Annotated in this window: 11 protein-coding genes and 4 pseudogenes; 13 read left to right on the plus strand and 2 right to left on the minus strand. The window is 45.8% G+C overall.

What is annotated here, in order from left to right; genetic code table 11:
* The first annotated feature begins 554 nt into the window (after positions 1-554).
* The 9 genes and pseudogenes from rppH to ACTG2S_RS04490 all read left to right on the plus strand — a co-directional run bounded on the left by rppH (position 555) and on the right by ACTG2S_RS04490 (position 11924).
* A complete protein-coding gene (rppH, locus tag ACTG2S_RS04450) occupies positions 555-1082 on the plus strand; it encodes an RNA pyrophosphohydrolase (protein ID WP_005340421.1) in 528 nt (175 codons plus the stop codon).
* 14 nt (positions 1083-1096) lie between these two features.
* Entirely contained in the window at positions 1097-3376 is a 2280-nt protein-coding gene (gene ptsP / locus ACTG2S_RS04455) for a phosphoenolpyruvate--protein phosphotransferase (RefSeq protein ID WP_279507405.1), read from the plus strand.
* Positions 3377-3443: 67 nt separating this feature from the next.
* Positions 3444-4268: a prolipoprotein diacylglyceryl transferase gene (gene lgt, locus ACTG2S_RS04460; RefSeq protein ID WP_031227775.1), complete on the plus strand. Its 825-nt coding sequence runs from the start codon at positions 3444-3446 to the stop codon at positions 4266-4268.
* Positions 4268-4819, plus strand: a pseudogene (thyA, locus tag ACTG2S_RS04465) (thymidylate synthase); the annotation flags it as partial. The gene lgt and the pseudogene thyA, both read left to right, overlap by 1 nt.
* A gap of 101 nt (positions 4820-4920) precedes the next feature.
* Positions 4921-6135, plus strand: a complete 1215-nt coding sequence (locus ACTG2S_RS04470) for a tyrosine-type recombinase/integrase (RefSeq protein ID WP_042649815.1) — start codon at positions 4921-4923, stop codon at positions 6133-6135.
* Positions 6136-6155: 20 nt separating this feature from the next.
* Complete coding sequence (locus ACTG2S_RS04475) at positions 6156-8603, plus strand: tyrosine-type recombinase/integrase (RefSeq protein ID WP_439982050.1); 2448 nt, start codon at positions 6156-6158, stop codon at positions 8601-8603.
* Entirely contained in the window at positions 8600-10615 is a 2016-nt protein-coding gene (locus ACTG2S_RS04480; protein ID WP_021141270.1) for a site-specific integrase, read from the plus strand. Before ACTG2S_RS04475 ends, ACTG2S_RS04480 begins: the two co-directional genes overlap by 4 nt.
* The gene (locus ACTG2S_RS04485; RefSeq protein WP_021141269.1) at positions 10612-11094 is read left to right on the plus strand and encodes a hypothetical protein; all 483 of its coding nucleotides are present in this window, start codon (positions 10612-10614) and stop codon (positions 11092-11094) included. Before ACTG2S_RS04480 ends, ACTG2S_RS04485 begins: the two co-directional genes overlap by 4 nt.
* Positions 11091-11924, plus strand: coding sequence for a thymidylate synthase (locus ACTG2S_RS04490; RefSeq protein ID WP_139707968.1), 834 nt, complete (start codon positions 11091-11093; stop codon positions 11922-11924). The genes ACTG2S_RS04485 and ACTG2S_RS04490 overlap by 4 nt, the downstream gene beginning before the upstream one ends.
* A gap of 579 nt (positions 11925-12503) precedes the next feature.
* Here the strand turns inward: ACTG2S_RS04490 and norR are convergent.
* Positions 12504-14045, minus strand: coding sequence for a nitric oxide reductase transcriptional regulator NorR (gene norR / locus ACTG2S_RS04495; protein WP_042655827.1), 1542 nt, complete (start codon positions 14043-14045; stop codon positions 12504-12506).
* Positions 14046-14206: 161 nt separating this feature from the next.
* Here norR and ytfE point away from each other — a divergent pair, with 161 nt between their 5' ends.
* The 3 genes and pseudogenes from ytfE (at position 14207) to ACTG2S_RS04510 (ending at position 16460) form a co-directional block, all read left to right on the plus strand.
* Positions 14207-14869: an iron-sulfur cluster repair protein YtfE gene (ytfE, locus tag ACTG2S_RS04500; protein WP_017408664.1), complete on the plus strand. Its 663-nt coding sequence runs from the start codon at positions 14207-14209 to the stop codon at positions 14867-14869.
* A gap of 841 nt (positions 14870-15710) precedes the next feature.
* Positions 15711-16058, plus strand: a pseudogene (locus ACTG2S_RS04505) (methyl-accepting chemotaxis protein); the annotation flags it as partial.
* Positions 16059-16460 carry a CZB domain-containing protein gene (locus ACTG2S_RS04510; RefSeq protein WP_371317204.1) on the plus strand — a complete coding sequence of 134 codons (402 nt, stop codon included), beginning with the start codon at positions 16059-16061 and terminating at the stop codon, positions 16458-16460.
* 63 nt (positions 16461-16523) lie between these two features.
* Here the strand turns inward: ACTG2S_RS04510 and ACTG2S_RS04515 are convergent.
* A pseudogene (locus ACTG2S_RS04515) lies at positions 16524-16726 on the minus strand (hypothetical protein); the annotation flags it as partial.
* A gap of 2 nt (positions 16727-16728) precedes the next feature.
* On the opposite strand from ACTG2S_RS04515, the pseudogene ACTG2S_RS04520 reads away from it, so the two are divergent.
* Positions 16729-17321, plus strand: a pseudogene (locus tag ACTG2S_RS04520) (IS1595 family transposase); the annotation flags it as partial.
* Positions 17322-17325: the final 4 nt, after the last annotated feature.

The following is a 17325-nucleotide window of genomic DNA, read 5'->3' on the forward strand; positions in this document are numbered from 1 at the left end:
GACCTCGAAATAGTTGTCCAAGGGTTTGTGCATGATGTTACACACAGTTATCCACAGAAATCTTGGATAAGTGGATGAAAGTGGTTGGAGTCGCTGATATGTTACAAAAAATTGTGAATGCCACCCCATTTTTACAGGGTAAACGGGGTAGATATTGTGCCACTCCTGTGGATAATTTCGCCGCGGTGGATCTTTGAGCAGTTGAACTTGTTCACAATCCGGATCATGGATCTGGCTCTTGGGGGGGCATGGATCTAGATCCAGTTGTTTTGTCTCAAGCTTATAAAAAGTAATGATTTTTTATATTTAATGTCGCGTGGTGATACGGAGAGGCACTTTTCGCGTACAGTTAAAAAGTACTGTATATACCCGTTTGCTAACAGCTTTATGCACAGCCTGGGTGGGCAACTTGAGGGCGCGGATCCTTGGATTTGTTTATAAGTATGTTTGAAATCGAAAGTTATTCATGAAACAGGGGATTCACTCCTTGTTTGCTGCCACGGGGTGAATGTGGAACAATCTCCTTATAGATTCAGCCTTTATAAGGTGATCACGTGATTGATGGCGACGGATTTCGTCCCAATGTCGGTATCGTGATCTGTAACCGTGAAGGACAAGTGTTGTGGGCTAAACGCTATGGGCAGCACTCCTGGCAGTTTCCGCAGGGGGGGGTTGATGATGGTGAAACGCCAGAGCAGGCCATGTATCGAGAGCTTTATGAGGAGATTGGCCTCAAGCCCGAAGATGTGACCATCATGGCCACCAGTCGTAACTGGCTAAAGTACCGTTTACCCAAACGTCTTGTCCGCTGGGACAGTTCACCGGTCTGTATTGGCCAAAAACAAAAATGGTTCCTGTTACAGCTGAATTCGGGCAAGGAGTCGCGGATCCAGTTCGGCTGTCATGGCCATCCCGAATTTGACGACTGGCGTTGGGTCAGCTTCTGGTACCCGGTGCGTCAGGTCGTCTCGTTCAAGCGGGAGGTTTATCGCCGGGTCATGAAAGAGTTTGCCCCGCTGGCGATGCCAGTGCCGGCAGTGCAGGTCAACAAGAAGGATGGGCGGCGCAACCGCGCCCGTTAAGGAGCACAGATTAGTTGTTAACGGAACTGAGACGTATCGTCGAGAGCATGGCCGAGGCCAATACCCTCGAGCAGGCCTTGCAAGCATTGGTGAGCCAGACCCGGCACGCCATGGCAGTGGACTGCTGCTCCGTCTATGTTTCGGAACCCGAGGTGCGCCGCTATCGCCTGGCTGCTACCGACGGCTTGGCCCCGTCCGCAGTCGGCAAGGTGACCCTGCCCTACGAGCAGGGCATCGTCGGTCTGGTGGGTCAGCGGGAAGAGCTGATCAACCTGGCTGATGCCCCCGCGCATCCCAGTTTCAAATTCCTGCCCGATGTGGCCGAAGAGGCGTTCCGCTCCTTCCTCGGCGCTCCCATCATGCACCAGCGTCAGGTGGTCGGCATTCTGGTGGTGCAGCAGAAGGAGAGCCGCCGCTTCGATGAGGGGGAAGAGTCCTTCATGGTCACCCTGGCGGCCCAGCTGGCGGCGCGGATTGCCCAGGCGCAGGCCAAGGGGTGGTTGCAGAAGACCGACTGGAGCAAGCCACTGCGTGGTATTGCCGGTGCCAGCGGCATCGCCATGGCCAAGGCCTGGGTGTGGCGGCCCCGCAAGGCGCTCTCGTCCATTACCCCGCGCAAGGATGAAGACCATGCCAGCCAGCTGGCGCGGCTGGAGCTGGCGGTTGAGGAAGTGCGGCACGACTTGGAGAGTCTGGCGCTGCGTTTTCGCGAGAGCTACAGCCAGGATTCGGTGGCGATCTTCGATATCTACCTCCATCTGCTGAACGATCCCGGCTATATCAAGCCCATTCGCAACAAGGTGAGCAAGGAGCACTGGACTGCGGTCTCTGCGGTCAAGCTGATCAGCGATCGCTTGATCGAGCAGTTCAAGGGGATGAAAGATCCCTACTTGCAGGAGCGCTCCACCGACGTGAAGGATATTGCCCAGCGGCTGATCAGCCGACTGGTGCAGAATGAACCGGAACATATCTCCATCGGCGAGCCGGTGGTGCTGGTTGCCGACGAGGTGACTGCTACCATTCTGGCGGAAGTGCCCCGCGAGTATCTGACCGGCGTGGTCTCGCTCAAGGGGGGCACCAACTCCCACGCGGCCATTCTGGCCCGCGCCATGGGGGTCGCCGCCATCATGGGGGTCGATCTGCCCCTAGGTGACATCGGTGGTCGCATGCTGGTTGTCGATGGCTACAGCGGCGATCTCTTCATCGAGCCCAATCAGGTGATACTGACCGAGTATCGTCAGCTGCTGAGCGAAGAACGGGCGCTCGATACCCTGGTGCGCAGCATCGATAACCTGCCATCCGAGACGGCCGACGGCACCAAGGTTTCCCTGCTGCTCAACGCCGGGCTCAGTGCCGATACCGAGATCTCCCTCAACCAGCTGGCGGACGGGGTCGGTCTCTATCGCACCGAGATCCCCTTTATGCTGCAGGAGAGCTTCCCCTCCGAGTGGGAGCAGACCGCCCGCTATCGTGGCATTCTTGAGACCTACCGCAACCGGCCGGTCTGCATGCGGACGCTGGATGTGGGCGGCGACAAGCCGTTACCCTATTTCCCCATCGTCGAGGAAAACCCCTTCCTTGGTTGGCGGGGGATCCGGATCACCCTGGATCACCCCGAACTGTTTCTGGTGCAGCTCAAGGCGATGCTGCGGGCCAGTGAAGGGCTGGACAATCTGGCCATCATGCTGCCGATGATCAGCAGCGTCAGCGAAATCAAGGCCTCCCGTCGTCTGCTGGATCAGGCGTGGCGAGAGGTGTCGGAAGAGGCGGCAAGCCGCGATGCGGTGATCCGCTACCCCAGCCTTGGGGTGATGATCGAGGTGCCCTCAGCCCTCTTTATCTTGCCGGAGATGGCGCCGCTCATCGATTTCTGGTCGGTGGGCAGTAACGACCTGACCCAGTACCTGCTGGCGGTGGATCGCAACAACTCCCGGGTTGCCAACATCTACGATGCCTTCCATCCTGCGGTGATCCGCGCCCTGCAACAGCTGGTTGATGCCTCCCATCGCTACCAGAAGCCGGTGTCGGTGTGTGGCGAGCTGGCCGGTGATCCGGTCGGTGTATTGCTGCTGCTGGCCATGGGTTATCGCCGCTTCAGTATGAATACCCACAACATCGCCCGGATCAAGTACGTGCTGCGTCAATCCACTCTGAGCGAGTTGACCGAACTGATGGCCGATGGTCTCAAACATGACAACCCCCATGTACTGCGCGGCCTGTTTGCCCGCTATCTGGAGGAGCATGGTTTGGGCGGTTTGCTGCGAGCCGGTCATAAATCGAAACAGAGTGACTGATAATCATGCCTTGTCCCTGCTGACGAATGATCGGAAAATGCGGCTTTTATTTTGACTGGGGCCGCATATGCAGCACGATGGATATTGGGTTTTCTCGCAGATTGATCCCGTAGCATTCAGTTTGGGACCACTATCGGTACGCTGGTATGGTCTCATGTACCTGTTCGGTTTCGCTTTTGCCATGTGGCTGGCTGGCCGTCGCGCCGATGCACCGAACAGCGGCTGGACCCGCAACGAAGTGTCGGATCTGCTGTTTTACGGCTTCCTCGGGGTGATCCTCGGTGGCCGTGTCGGTTACGTGCTGTTCTACAACTTCGATCTCTTCCTCGCGGATCCCACCTACCTGTTCAAGATCTGGACCGGCGGTATGTCGTTCCACGGTGGTCTGATCGGGGTAATCACCGCGATGATCTGGTTTGCCCACAAGACCAAGCGCCACTTCTTCACCGTGGCCGACTTTGTGGCACCGCTCATTCCGTTTGGTCTCGGCGTTGGCCGGATCGGCAACTTCCTCAACGGCGAGCTGTGGGGCCGGGTTACCGATGTGCCCTGGGCCATCATCTTCCCGGAGGCTGGCCCCGAGCCGCGTCATCCCTCCCAGCTTTACCAGTTCGCGCTGGAAGGGGTGGTGCTGTTCATCATCCTCAACCTGTTCTGGCGCAAGAATCCGCCGCGTGGCGCCATCTCCGGCATGTTCCTGCTGTTCTACGGCCTGTTCCGCTTCCTGGTGGAGTTTGTGCGCCAGCCGGACAGCCAGCTAGGTCTCTACTTCCAGGAGATCAGCATGGGCCAGATCCTCTCCACCCCGATGATTATCGCCGGTGCCCTGATGATTTGGGCCGCCTACAAGCGTCCACAGTTGTTCGGTAATGCCGTGAAGGAGGCGAAATAATGCGAGCTTATCTCGACCTGATGCAGAAAATCCTCGATGAGGGGACCGTCAAGTCTGACCGTACCGGCACCGGTACTGTCTCCCTGTTCGGCCATCAGATGCGCTTCAATCTGGCGGAGGGGTTCCCGCTGGTGACCACCAAGAAGTGCCACCTGCGCTCCATCATTCACGAGCTGCTCTGGTTCCTCAATGGCGATACCAATACCGCCTATCTGAAGGAAAATGGCGTCAGCATCTGGGATGAGTGGGCCGACGAGAATGGCGATCTGGGGCCGGTTTACGGCGCGCAGTGGCGCTCCTGGCCTGCGGCCGACGGCTCTGTCATCGACCAGATCCAGAAGGCGGTGGATGACATCAAACACAACCCTGATTCGCGCCGCATCATCGTATCCGCCTGGAACGTGGGCGAGCTGGACAAGATGGCGCTGGCTCCCTGCCACGCCTTCTTCCAGTTCTATGTGGCGGACGGCAAGCTCTCCTGCCAGCTCTACCAGCGCAGTTGTGATGTGTTCCTTTTAGACAACACAGCAAATTCTGCACAATACGAACTAGCTGCATAGTAAAGAGTCAATACAAAGACATTTTATTGTCAACATTTGCTGTTTGCACAATGCAGGTCTAGACTGCTCCTAGCGATGTTAGGAGCAGAGTTATGCATGTGGTCATACAGAAGAATGAACCGATAGTTAGCTCACAGATCGACTCAATAGAGATTGAGGCTGGTCAGAAGGCTGATGGCGTTTTGTTCTTGGACAAGCAGTTCAAAGTGGTTGAGTATCCAAGTGAGTGGTTGTCTCACGAAGCCAATCACCGCCGCATCTCCGAGCAAACCGTTGTTACGTACTCCCGTAACATGAGGTACTTTCTTGAGTACATTGATGACCGCATGAGTGATGAGTGGTCGTTAGATGAAAAGTTACTTAATGTTCATCTCTCATTACTTGAAAACTGGGTTCGTTACCAAATTGATGATCTAAAATTAGAGGCATCGACGGTCACCAATCGAGAGATGACGATTAGGGCGTTTTATGACTACTTCACAGACAAGACGCGTCATAAGAACCCTATAGAAAACAACCCCTTCCCCAGTGACCCCATCACTAGCAAGCCCAACAATAAGCAAGTCCAGGCCGTATCTGTACGTGATGTACAGAACCTCATGTTCTGTACGCCATACGAGCGTGAACGCACCCTCCTGCAATTCCTTCTGGATTCTGGTGTCCGGATCAGTGAACTCCCTCGCGTGACGTATGGCGATGTACAAGAGGCCCAGAACTTTGTGAGTGGCTCTTACATCACTGACGGCATTGACAAACCTGCTGTAGAAGCAGGCTATGCAGCATTACTCATACATGGCTCGAAGGGTCGGCAGGACTCTGTTAAGGAGCGTCACACAGTCATCACCAAACCAACACTTGATCGCCTGAAAGCCTATCACTCAAGCCCCTTATACAAGCGATACCAGCGTCTATACGCAGATCAAAATACTGCTCCAATTTTCTTTAACACGGAAGGTCGCCCATTTACTAAGGCGTCCATCGCCGCTCTCATTACTCGCATATCTAAACGTGCAGAAAAAAATAGAACATTATCCAAAAAGGCCCATGCGCATCTTTTCCGTCATAGCTTTGCCTATCTGACTCTACAAGATACTGGTCGTGGTCATGACTTCTTAGATCGGCTTGTATTCGTCCAGAAATCTCTAGGTCATACATCTATTAAAACCACAGAGCGTTATACCAATATCCCACATGATATTTATGACTCAATTGTTAACAAGGATGGGGAAATACAATCTCGCATTGAAAAAATGCAATTACTTGTAGATTCGACAAAAACTCGTATCAAATTGGTAGATAAAAAATGAGTTGCTTAGCTGAGACCGCTTTGGCAAAAGCCATGAACTGCAACAAGCACTTGGGGAAATTGCAGCTTACCATCATCATGGCAATTTTCGATCCCGAGTTTTTATTGAACATCCCTTTTGTAAATAAAAAAGATGGTGTTGTAAGTCTGTCATGTGAGTTTTTATCAAAATTGACCAGTGTTGAAGTTAGCACAATAAAACAAATGCATGAAAATCGCCATTTCACGCAAGTATATGAGGCATTTGTCAATGCTGGTGTTATAAGGCCAAACTATGATGGCATTACTTGTAATAAAATCAGATTGTTGGAACGAGCAAAATTATATATAAGAAAACATGAAGATGTGCTGGCTGATATACCATTGATAAATGGACGGATATCAGTTCGTGCGTTTGAATTATTGCCAATTTGTAAAAAGTTAGGCATTAATGGCTTTTCAACGTCAATAAATAAGCTTGGTAAAGATAATGTAGTCGGCAAAGAATACGCCGAATTTTTTAAATGGTTGTATAAATTGATCGTTTCACATGGTCATTTCGATGAAAAGTCATTCGTATCATATACAGATAAAGCTAAACAAAGGAAAAAGTTTGTTGAGGGTGAAAGTGCTTGGGCTATTTTCAAGATTGCTAGAAAATATGAAGGATTCACAGAGAGTGTTGATTCGTTAAATCACATGGAGAACACTAGCCCGCTGATGGCGCTTTTTGCTTTGGCTTCTAAACGAGTAAAGGCTAAATCCTCCATACAAAATTATTTGGCAACTTATTCTAGCTTTATTAAGTATCTGGAAGCGAATAATATAAGTCATACATCATCACTGGCTGAATGCGTCAATGATTATATATCCTTACGTTATAAATCGTATATTGAAGATATTTTACTTGGAAAGACGCTATCTCCTTCACAAGCAAACACATACATCAGCTGTTTAAACTTGACTTTGCAGCGGCTCGTAGTCTTTGAAGAGTTTAAAGGGCGGTCTTTCATATATGCATCTGGCTTTGATGTTGGCTCATTTTCAAATAAAGCAATGGCTTATACGCCATATACCCCAGAAGAACGTAATTTAATCCAAGTGAAATTGGATAGACAGATTGTAGAGTTAAAAAACTCTTGGCTTACACCATATGTGAAATCAGTCAAGTGTCATGATTTTATCAATGCTAGCGGAAAAAGGAGCATTATTGTTAGTGATAACATTACTTTAGAATCATTAAAAAGTTGGTTCGATCATGAGTGTGACTCAATACCATTTTATTTTGATGGATATAAAGATGCTCATAGTGATGATCCAAGAAGCATTTTTAAACGAGCTCTTACCAGCCTAAAAATGCGTAAGATTTTTAATGGGAACATTAGTGAATTATGGGATATATGGAATGTGCCTGGGCGTATAGTAACTGCGAAGGCGCTTATCCCTCTCTATCTTAAGTTGATCCAAGTCACAGGGATGAACCCATCATCAATAATAGACCTCGAAATTGATGATTTTGTGGTTTCACATGATGCAACAAATCGTCCGTGTCTTAGATATTGGAAAGAGCGTAGTACGGGAGCGAAAGAATATCACCTTGATATATTCAATTGTGACATAACTTGGTTGTCTATGGGACAAGCTAAAGTTGTTGAAGATATTTTCGAGACGATTATAGCAATAACTAAACACGTCAGAGTTAATGCTGGCGATGACGTTAAGAACAAGCTTTTTATTTGTAACAGTACAGCTAGAAATAAATCCAATGATGCTGAGTGGCATGCACCTATAGTTCCAACAATGGGGCAGATGTGGAATTGTTTAAAGGATTTTTCCAATGATTTGAAAAATGAAAATGGAGAGGCGGTAGAGGTCATTGCTACTCGCTTTCGTTCCTCATTCATTTCTGAGTTGATTGATAATGGTGTGCCCCTTCGTGAAATACAAATGATTATGGGTCATGCTAATATTGGTGTTACTCTAGCTTATTTAGACAGAATGGATTTTAATAAGCAGTCTCGGAGTAAAATTTATGCGGCACTTACCAAAATATATGAAAACAGCTACGAATTAAAAAGCAGACCTAATGGTGATGATGTTAGCGTAAAAAATTTTCAAGAAGTAATTTATAAAACTCCATTAGGTGGGTGCAAGAATATCTTTGATCCGCCTGATATCATTAAGTCCCTAAATAGCTACAAGAGTGGAAGTGCTTGTGCAAACTTCAATAAGTGCCTATCTTGTAATAATGTAATTATTACAAGATCTCATCTTCCTGATTTATTTGCATTGTATCGAGATTATACTCAGGTTGCCCGTAATACAAGGTTGATGCTGACACCTCATGGAAAAGTTATTCAGGATAATATAGATATACTTGAATCTATATTAGGTGAGCGATCTGAATTTTCAGCTAAAGAATTAGAGGTTGCTAAACGGCTATCATTAAATATTGAATCTACAATCTTGATTGATGGTGTATCTCTATGAATATTGAGCATGTTGATAATGTTTTTTTCAAAAGTAACTTGCAGCAACTACTTGCTCAAATATACATAGACAATAAAAATGAAGCTAGTAAAAATGACGATATAAATATTCTCAATTTACTGGCGTTTCCTGTGACCTCAAAATCTCTATTCAGAGATGATGTTTGGGACTACACAGCAGATGTTGAAATTGCCAAAACAATGAGGGGGAGTAGGCTAATAATTGACTTTTCAGCATATAATAACATCCCTAAATCCATAGTGGCAGAGCTCAAAATTGCTATAGTATATATTAGAATTATCCCTAAACGATCTCAAAATAGACGCGGTAAAAGTGGGCAAACACTCTCCATGCAATCGATAACACCAATGGTAAAGTCATGGTTAGATTTCATGGATCACTTTTATAATAAGGCAGGTGAAGAATACGGCAGTGCATTCTGTAGAGAGAAATTCTGCTCTTTAATTGATATTACCTATCAAGACTATAAAATGTTCAGTGTTGGCTATCAAAAAGCAGAGTCAACAGTCTACCACATTGAACAAGTTTTTGAGTGGTTTTCACATGACCGAATTGTAAATGCTCTTTACTCTCACACTCCATTCTTACCTAAAATCGAACATCTATCTATTACACAAATTGAGAAAAAAGAAGATGATAGGGAAAAGGTAATCCCTGACGAAATCTTTGATAGAGTTGTGACTATATCAAGCTGCTTGATCAGCGACTTCCTCCATAAGATGGGGTTGCCAATAAAAGATAAAATTGCAGAGAAAAAACTTGATCTATTTCGGAATGAATTGCCACCATCAGTAATGGATATAAGCGATTCAGATGTTGAGTATTATATTGGTGTGCGTCTTTACAAAAAAAATACAGACATAGCTCTTGTTAGAAGCAAGCTCAATACGGAGCTGGTTGGTGATGTCAGGGCCGCAGATCTTCAGCGTCCAGAGCAGGGCACAGAAGACATATTTAATTACACTAAGCTTGTACATGATGCAGCAATTTACATTATTGCCCAGTTCACTGGTATGCGGCCAAGTGAATTTACAGAAATTCGTGTAGATAAACCACTTACAAGTTCCTTTGATATTCCATGCATTTGTTCTACTGTTCATAAACATCGTTCAACTTCACGAAGGCTGTTTGATGACCTTTGGGTTGCAATTCCCGCTGTAGAAGATGCAATGGCAGCTCTAGTTGTATTGACTAGAATTAGGAATAATCCGTTTGTTTATAGTAAAAGTGAAACGCTAAAGTTTAGTCAGGAACCAAAAACACTCAAGAACGGTGTATGCATAGTAATTAAGAATTATTTTTCTGAAATTCTAACCAGCGATGAACTAAATTCCATTGATTTCTTCCCATATATGATGAGACACACCTTGGCATATCAAATGTACAAAGTGGAGTTGGGGCTCCCATTCATTTCTCATCAATTGAAGCATTTTGGTAATCTTGTTCAGTCAGTTGGTGCCGCCTCTAATAAGGGCTTTTCTAGTGACACAATGTGTTATGGTGATATCGGAGATATGTTATCTGGTATTAAAGCAGAAAAAAACAACCTTCGGCATCAGGCAGAAGTGCATCTCGTAAAAGAAATGTATGACCCGAATGGTACGTTTGCGGGTGTGAATGCAGATGCTCATAAGAAACGACTAAGGAAGCTTTTTGAAGGCTATCAAGCTGCTGGCTATTCAAATGATGAGGTCTTTGAGGCGATGGCCCAACAGGGAATGGCAGTTATCAATGTAGGCACTGGTATGTGCTATGGCGGTCGTGTAGAAGAGTTTGATCAAAGCCTCCCATGCATTGGTAGCCTGCGTTGTAACCCTAATCGCTGTCATCAAGCTGTGATTACAAAAGCACATATCCCCAAGTGGCGTGAGGTTTATGAGCAGAATATGAAAGTAGTGAGTCTTGGTGAATCAGAGACTAATTATCGCCAGGCTGTGGAAGCTGCTAATGAAGCTAAAGGTGTTCTGGAATATCTCGGGGTGTTTAAATGACCGCCTATGATGAGAGGAATAATAAAGAGTTCAATGATGTAACTGAGAGCATCAATGAAGCGTTAATCAAGATGCAGAACGATCGCTCTATAAAGTGTTCAATATCATCCCTTGCAAACCTTGCATCAGTTCACAGAAACACCATCCGTAATCGGGTCTGGCCTCTTGAGCGAGTGGCTGCAATCAAAGCTGCCAGGAAGGCTGAGCTTGAGGAAAAAAGAAACAATATCATAGAGGTTGACCCAACGGTTGAACTCAAGGAAAATATTAGCAAGTGTTTAAAAGAAATTCAGTATTGGTATGGTAAATCTAACGATTTTAAGTCGTTATATGAGTCTATGACTGTTCAGTTTGTTACCATGTCGAAATCAAGGGATTTCTATATGGTTCAAGCTGATAAGTTGCAAGTCGAGCTAGAAAAAGCCAATGCTGAAATTGCAAGAATTACAGACTTATTAAATATGGTGAATGAAAAATGAAAGCATATTTGGAGCTTTTGCAAGATATTATGGATAGCGGGACGGTTAAAGGTGACCGGACTGGCACAGGTGTAAAATCGGTATTTGGGCGTCAAATTCGACATAACCTCGCTGATGGTTTCCCTCTACTCACAACTAAAAAGCTCCATTTTAAGAGCATTGCCAATGAGTTAATTTGGTTCTTAAGTGGTGACACCAATACTCGTTGGCTAAATGAGAATGGCGTAAAAATTTGGGATGAATGGGCAACAGAAACTGGTGATCTGGGGCCAATTTATGGCAATCAGTGGACTGCTTGGCCGACTAAAGATGGTGGTGCAATTAACCAAATCGATTATGTCGTTAATGCCCTCAAAAACAATCCGAATAGCAGGCGGATCCTATTCCATGGCTGGAATGTTGAGTATCTGCCAGACGAGTCAGTAAGCCCGCAAGATAACGTGCGTAATGGTAAAATGGCTTTACCTCCTTGCCACCTGCTATATCAATTCTATGTGGCAGATGGAAAATTGTCAGCACAATTGTTTTTACGCAGCAGTGACATATTTTTGGGCTATGCTTATAACCAAAGCAGCCTCGCTTTATTAACACATATGCTGGCACAGCAGTGTGATCTTACACCACATGAAATAATTATCTCTTTCGGTGATGTTCATGCTTATTCGAATCATTTTGAGCAGATTCAAGAACAGCTATCTCGTGAGCCTAGAAAATTGCCGGAGCTGAAAATTCTGCGTAAACCAGATTCAATATACGACTATAAGTTTGAGGACTTTGAGATTGTTGGGTATGACCCGCATCCTCATATTAAGGCTCCAGTAGCAATTTAACCGAGCTTCTATACTAATACTGATTAAAGGACAGCCTGTAACATGCAGGCTGTCTTTTTATGCTTTTCAGTAGAGCGCCAAGTAACGTGAGTAAGTTTATATGTACAGATCTAGTTATCACCTGACACCGACCTAAAATCGGTGTCTTGTTTACGTTACATTCGAGCGCCCTTCCTTTGGTATCAATATCAGAGCCTTCCACCGTACTGCATCCATCCCCCCTCCCTGATTACCAGCCCGCTCCTACGCACCCTCTAAAGCTCAATGAGCTCACCTGGGGAGTGGTCATACATCTAAATCCAATTGGAACTTGACGAAGTTCAAAACAATCAAATGTAAGTGTATGATTTTTCATGAAAGTGTTGTAACTACTGATGTAGTTAAAGCATCCAATTTAACTGAATAAACTGATGTGCTTTTATACATAGATCCATTTGTGGGTAGGATAGAGATGGCAAGAATCCTGATGACTCGTACTTTTGATGACAACGGTCATATATACGATTTTGCCAATGTCAAACTGTCTCTGACCAAGTGGTTTCTGGGAAAGCCGCGTGAACAGATTTAACGGTATCAACGTTATTTTAAGCCTAACCGTTTAGCCAGTTTATGCAAATTACTTGGGTCAAGAACTAACCGACGAGCCACATTAGCCCAATTGCCCTGACAGGCATCCAAAGTCTGACTTATAACCTTACGCTGATAACCATCCACGGCAATCTTTAGCGATACAGTCTGTTCATCATGCGAAACCTGTGACAACAGTATATGTTCGGTTTTTGTCGAACAAATCGCGTTGGCATCCAATGCCAGATGCTCTGGTTCCAATGTGACAATTTCTGTTCTGACAGCTCCCCGACTGAGTGCACGCAAAGCAGCCCGGCTGATCACATGCTCTAGTTCGCGTACATTGCCCGGCCAGTCATAAGTAAACAAAGCCTGTTCTGCTTCGCGTGATAATCGCAGGCTACGAAAACCAAGACGGGCACGGTTTAGCTCTAGAAAATTCCCTGCCAGTAATAACACATCGTTATCACGCTTCCGCAGTGGGGGGATCGGCACTGGATAAACCGACAACCGATGGTACAAATCAGCCCGGAATTGCCCTTCTCTTACCTGCTCATGCAACTGTCGATTGGTTGCCGCAATGATCCGAACATCGACTTTCTGCTGCTGATCTGTACCGAGTCGTTGGATCTCGCCATTCTGTAACGTGCGTAGCAATTTAGCCTGCACAGTCAGTGGTAATTCACCAACCTCATCGAGAAAAAGCGTACCGCCATGTGCTGCTTCAAATCGACCGGGGCGATCGCTTATCGCACCAGAAAATGCACCTTTAACATGACCAAACAGTTCACTTTCCGCGAGTGACTCTGGTAATGCCGCACAATTGACATGGATCAGCGGTGCAATATGTCGTGGTGATTTACTGTGTAAGCGGCGAGCAAATAGCTCTTTTCCTACACCAGTCTCGCCCAGCAACAACACGGGAAGTTCGGAATCTGCTACCACATCCAGCTCATGCAATAACTTCAGCAAAATCGCACTTTGCCCAATGATTTCACCATCACTAGTATTTTGTTCACCCAGCAATAACGCTTCTGATGCTCGATTACCAACTCGTAACGCTAGAATCTCTTCTTCTAAACGGCTCATACGTATCACCACTTCAGTCAGAGAAGCACTGTGCGTTAATTTATCAACTGCTTCATCGTCAAAAACAAAACCCTCAAAAGCATCTAGCGTTAATGCGCCCCACAATTGCCCTCCTAGATAGAGGCTGATCCCCATGCAATCATGTACGGGTAATGGCAGCCCACGTTGTGAGTCCAGTAAACCATCATATGGATCAGGTAACAGACTTTCCGGTTCAAATCGCACTGCTGAACGACTGGATAAAATAGTGGCCAGACGAGGGTGCTGTGCCACGACAAAACGGCGCCCCAATGTTTCATGCACTAAGCCATCCACTGCCACAGGACAAAGGCAATCACCATCCAATTTCAATAAACCAACTGCACTACAACCAAAATTAGTTCGAATCGCGGAAACCAGCCGCTCCTGTCGAACGGAACGCGGTAGTTCAGTAGTGAGATCAAGTAACAATGATGTTTCAAACATGGTATTTATTACCAGAAATGGTTTTTTTAACCCTATCAGGAGATGGTAAAAAACACCACAAAAATATATAATCCATATATTTCAATGTGTTAGATATGGCATGATTTATGCTTTTACTTATCGAGATAAAATTACTCTATTATTTATCAAGGAGCGCTTTCATGGTCTTACTCGAACAAACTATTGCCAATATTGCTTGTGAAATTCCTGGTGCAACACGAGTATTCCACAAATTTAAACTAGATTTTTGCTGCGGTGGTCAACAACCGTTAAAAGATGCCATCGCTCACCGTAACCTCGATGCCACGCTGGTTATTACTGAATTAGAGCAAGTACAACAGTTACCAAGCCACGAAATTGATTGGCGTACTGCAACACCTTCTGCGCTAATTGATTTTATCCTGGAACGCTTCCATGCTCAGCATCGAATTCAATTACCAGAACTGATCCGCCTTACAAATCGAGTGGAACATGTCCATGCGGATAAAATAGGCTGTCCGTTAGGTCTGGGGGCTCATCTGGTTGATATGCTGCGGGAGCTGGAAGGTCACATGCAGAAAGAAGAGCAGATCCTATTCCCTATGCTGAAAAAGGGTCTTAACAACTCAGTACAAGGCCCAATTGCTATGATGCGTATTGAACATGAACAGCATGGTGAATGTTTGGACGAAATAATGCACCTGACCAATGACATTACGCCTCCGGTAGACGCTTGCGTGACATGGCGTGCACTCTATACCGGCCTGACACAATTGCGAGAAGACCTGATGCAACATATTCATTTGGAAAATAATATTTTATTCGCAAACGCCACCACCAATTAATGACCAGTCATCTATTATTCTCGGGGATATCTGCATATCCCCGTGGATTTGGTAGTCGCGTATTTTGGTTATGTTGACTTTGTGAGAAAATAAGAGAAAGCATTTGTTCAATGCATGTTCATCCATAATATCGAACTTAAAAATAGGTTTAATCGGAAACGAGAATTAAGGTTGGCAGCAAGAATCTCTTGTGGTCTCTTGTGGTAGTTATTGTTCATAAAGTAGGTAATGTTTACGATCCATCTTTTTTATCTATCAGTATCGCTCATAAACACACTTGCTTATATTGTCAACAAAAATATATATCTAATCAACTAATATGTTTATCACATTTGAATCCGTGCTGTATTAAAAATCACCCTACCTGGGCGGCTTCTGGATAGGCTGGAACCCATTTTTATTGTTTAGAACGCGCATAAATCACTTCATTTTATCTACGTTCCATAGTTTAATTGGCAACGTGAATGTTTTTAAATGCGCATTATTTTTTTCGAGGTAACTTATGTTTGGCTTAAAGCTTAAACAACAATATCAGATCTTATCTGATGAAAATCAGATGCTAAAAGAAGAGATAGAGCAGTTACAATCCAGCTATAAGATAGCATGCGAAGAAAGTCAAGAAATTCAGATAAGGCTAAGGAATACACAATCTAGAGAGCGATTTTTCCTTGGAATGTTTACCAATATTGCAAATTTTGGGCAATCACTACATGGGCTCGGTGATTCTTTTTTGGGCCTAGCTGTACAGCTGAATCAACAAAAAATAACTGCTATTTCATCCTCTCGGGAATCAGAAACAAATCGTCTTGCTTTTCAGCAAATGGCTAACAATCTGCACACGATGTTTGAACAAATCACGGCAGCCTCAGAAAATGTGGCCTCGCTACATGAGCGCGCTAGTCAAATCAATGGTATTGTTCAATTAATAAAAGGTATTGCCGATCAAACAAATTTATTAGCGTTAAATGCAGCAATTGAAGCCGCCCGCGCTGGCGAACAAGGGCGCGGATTTGCTGTAGTGGCTGATGAGGTTAGAAGTCTGGCGGAGCGGACCAGCAAAGCGACAACAGAAATTGCTGGGTTGGTGAGCGAAATCCAGTCCGATACCCAACAGGCCAAAAACGTTATGGAACAAGGCGCCATCAATGCTCGTCGTTACAGTGCAGATAGTCTTTCTGCAACTAATGGCATGTCGCAATTAACGGAGCTTTCGCAAAATTTAGAGCAATCAATTACAGGAGCTTCGCTGCTTTCCAATGCGGAATTAGCCAATCTGGAAGAACTCAGTCTTAAATTAGAAGTGTATAAAGTATTAATGGGATTATCCAACCTAACTGCGGAGCAGCTTCCTGATTACACTGAGTGTCGACTCGGCCAGTGGTATTACGCTGGTGAAGGTAAAGCCAGTTTCTCTAAATCATCAGGTTATCGCGAGATGGAAAAACCACATCAAGCTGTACATGACAATGCCAGAAATGCGGTAGCTCGTTTCCATAGTGGCGATTACGATGGGGCACTTTCTGCTTTAGCTGCAATGGAGCAGGCAAATATAACGGTCATGAAGGGTATGAGCCATTTTCTAAAATTATAACTCTAACAACGATTCCTGATTACCCATGATTAGCAGTCACTCCGAACGGCGTTGCTTCCCAAATCAGTCGTAAGAACGTAGCTTCCCCAGCCCCAAGTGACCGTTACACTTGGGCTTTCTGACCAGCAGGCCAAGGTCGTCAGTTTGTTTATCACACTCACATACGCCATCACTTCCCCCACTTGGTCGTTGTAGTTTCGTTGACTGATTCTTCCCACCATCAGCTGTTTGAACCGGGACACCGCCGTCTCTACCAACGAGCGACGGAGATCTCGCCTGGATGCTCAAGCGCAAGCTGCTGCAAGCGATGAAGGAGTCTGACGACAAGCATCCCATCAGCGGTATCATTCAACTCGATGATGTCTACTGGGGCAGTGAATGCCGTGGTGGCAAGCGGGGTTGTGGTACCGTTTGCAAGACACCTTTGTGGCGGCAGTGTCCCTGAAGAAGGAAAGAAATCCAATCAAAATGTGGATGACGGTGGTTGATGGGTTCAAAACTAAGACCATTGGCAAGTGGGCTAAACGACATCTTGCTAACGGGAGTGCCGTGATATCTGATGAGTTATCCCGTTTCAGGGCAGTCAAGGAAGCCAACTGTGAGTACCTGAGTGTCGTCACTGGAGGCAACCTGGATTTACTGGAGCATCTTGCGTTCAACTGGGTAAGCACGATAATAGGGAATGTGCAGAACTCGCTGCGGAGCAGTTGCCATACGCTTGGAACCAAGCCTCTACCAAATCATCTGACGGAATGATGCTTCCGATTTAAGCATCGTTTTGGCATCAAGAGCATGCTGGTTGAATTGAACCACACGATAGAGGAAATCCATCTGATGCCATATCGGGAAGATCATGGGTAATCGG

Source organism: Aeromonas sp. 82P (assembly GCF_051919365.1).
Classification (GTDB): domain Bacteria; phylum Pseudomonadota; class Gammaproteobacteria; order Enterobacterales; family Aeromonadaceae; genus Aeromonas; species Aeromonas veronii.

Excerpts from the sequence above, each read along its gene's own strand:
- norR (WP_042655827.1), bottom strand. The coding sequence starts at position 14,045 with ATGTTTGAAACATCATTGTTACTTGATCTCACTACTGAACTACCGCGT.
- ACTG2S_RS04510 (WP_371317204.1), top strand. The coding sequence starts at position 16,059 with ATGTCGCAATTAACGGAGCTTTCGCAAAATTTAGAGCAATCAATTACA.
- ytfE (WP_017408664.1), top strand. The coding sequence starts at position 14,207 with ATGGTCTTACTCGAACAAACTATTGCCAATATTGCTTGTGAAATTCCT.
- lgt (WP_031227775.1), top strand. The coding sequence starts at position 3,444 with ATGCAGCACGATGGATATTGGGTTTTCTCGCAGATTGATCCCGTAGCA.
- ACTG2S_RS04480 (WP_021141270.1), top strand. The coding sequence starts at position 8,600 with ATGAATATTGAGCATGTTGATAATGTTTTTTTCAAAAGTAACTTGCAG.
- ACTG2S_RS04490 (WP_139707968.1), top strand. The coding sequence starts at position 11,091 with ATGAAAGCATATTTGGAGCTTTTGCAAGATATTATGGATAGCGGGACG.
- ACTG2S_RS04470 (WP_042649815.1), top strand. The coding sequence starts at position 4,921 with ATGCATGTGGTCATACAGAAGAATGAACCGATAGTTAGCTCACAGATC.
- ACTG2S_RS04485 (WP_021141269.1), top strand. The coding sequence starts at position 10,612 with ATGACCGCCTATGATGAGAGGAATAATAAAGAGTTCAATGATGTAACT.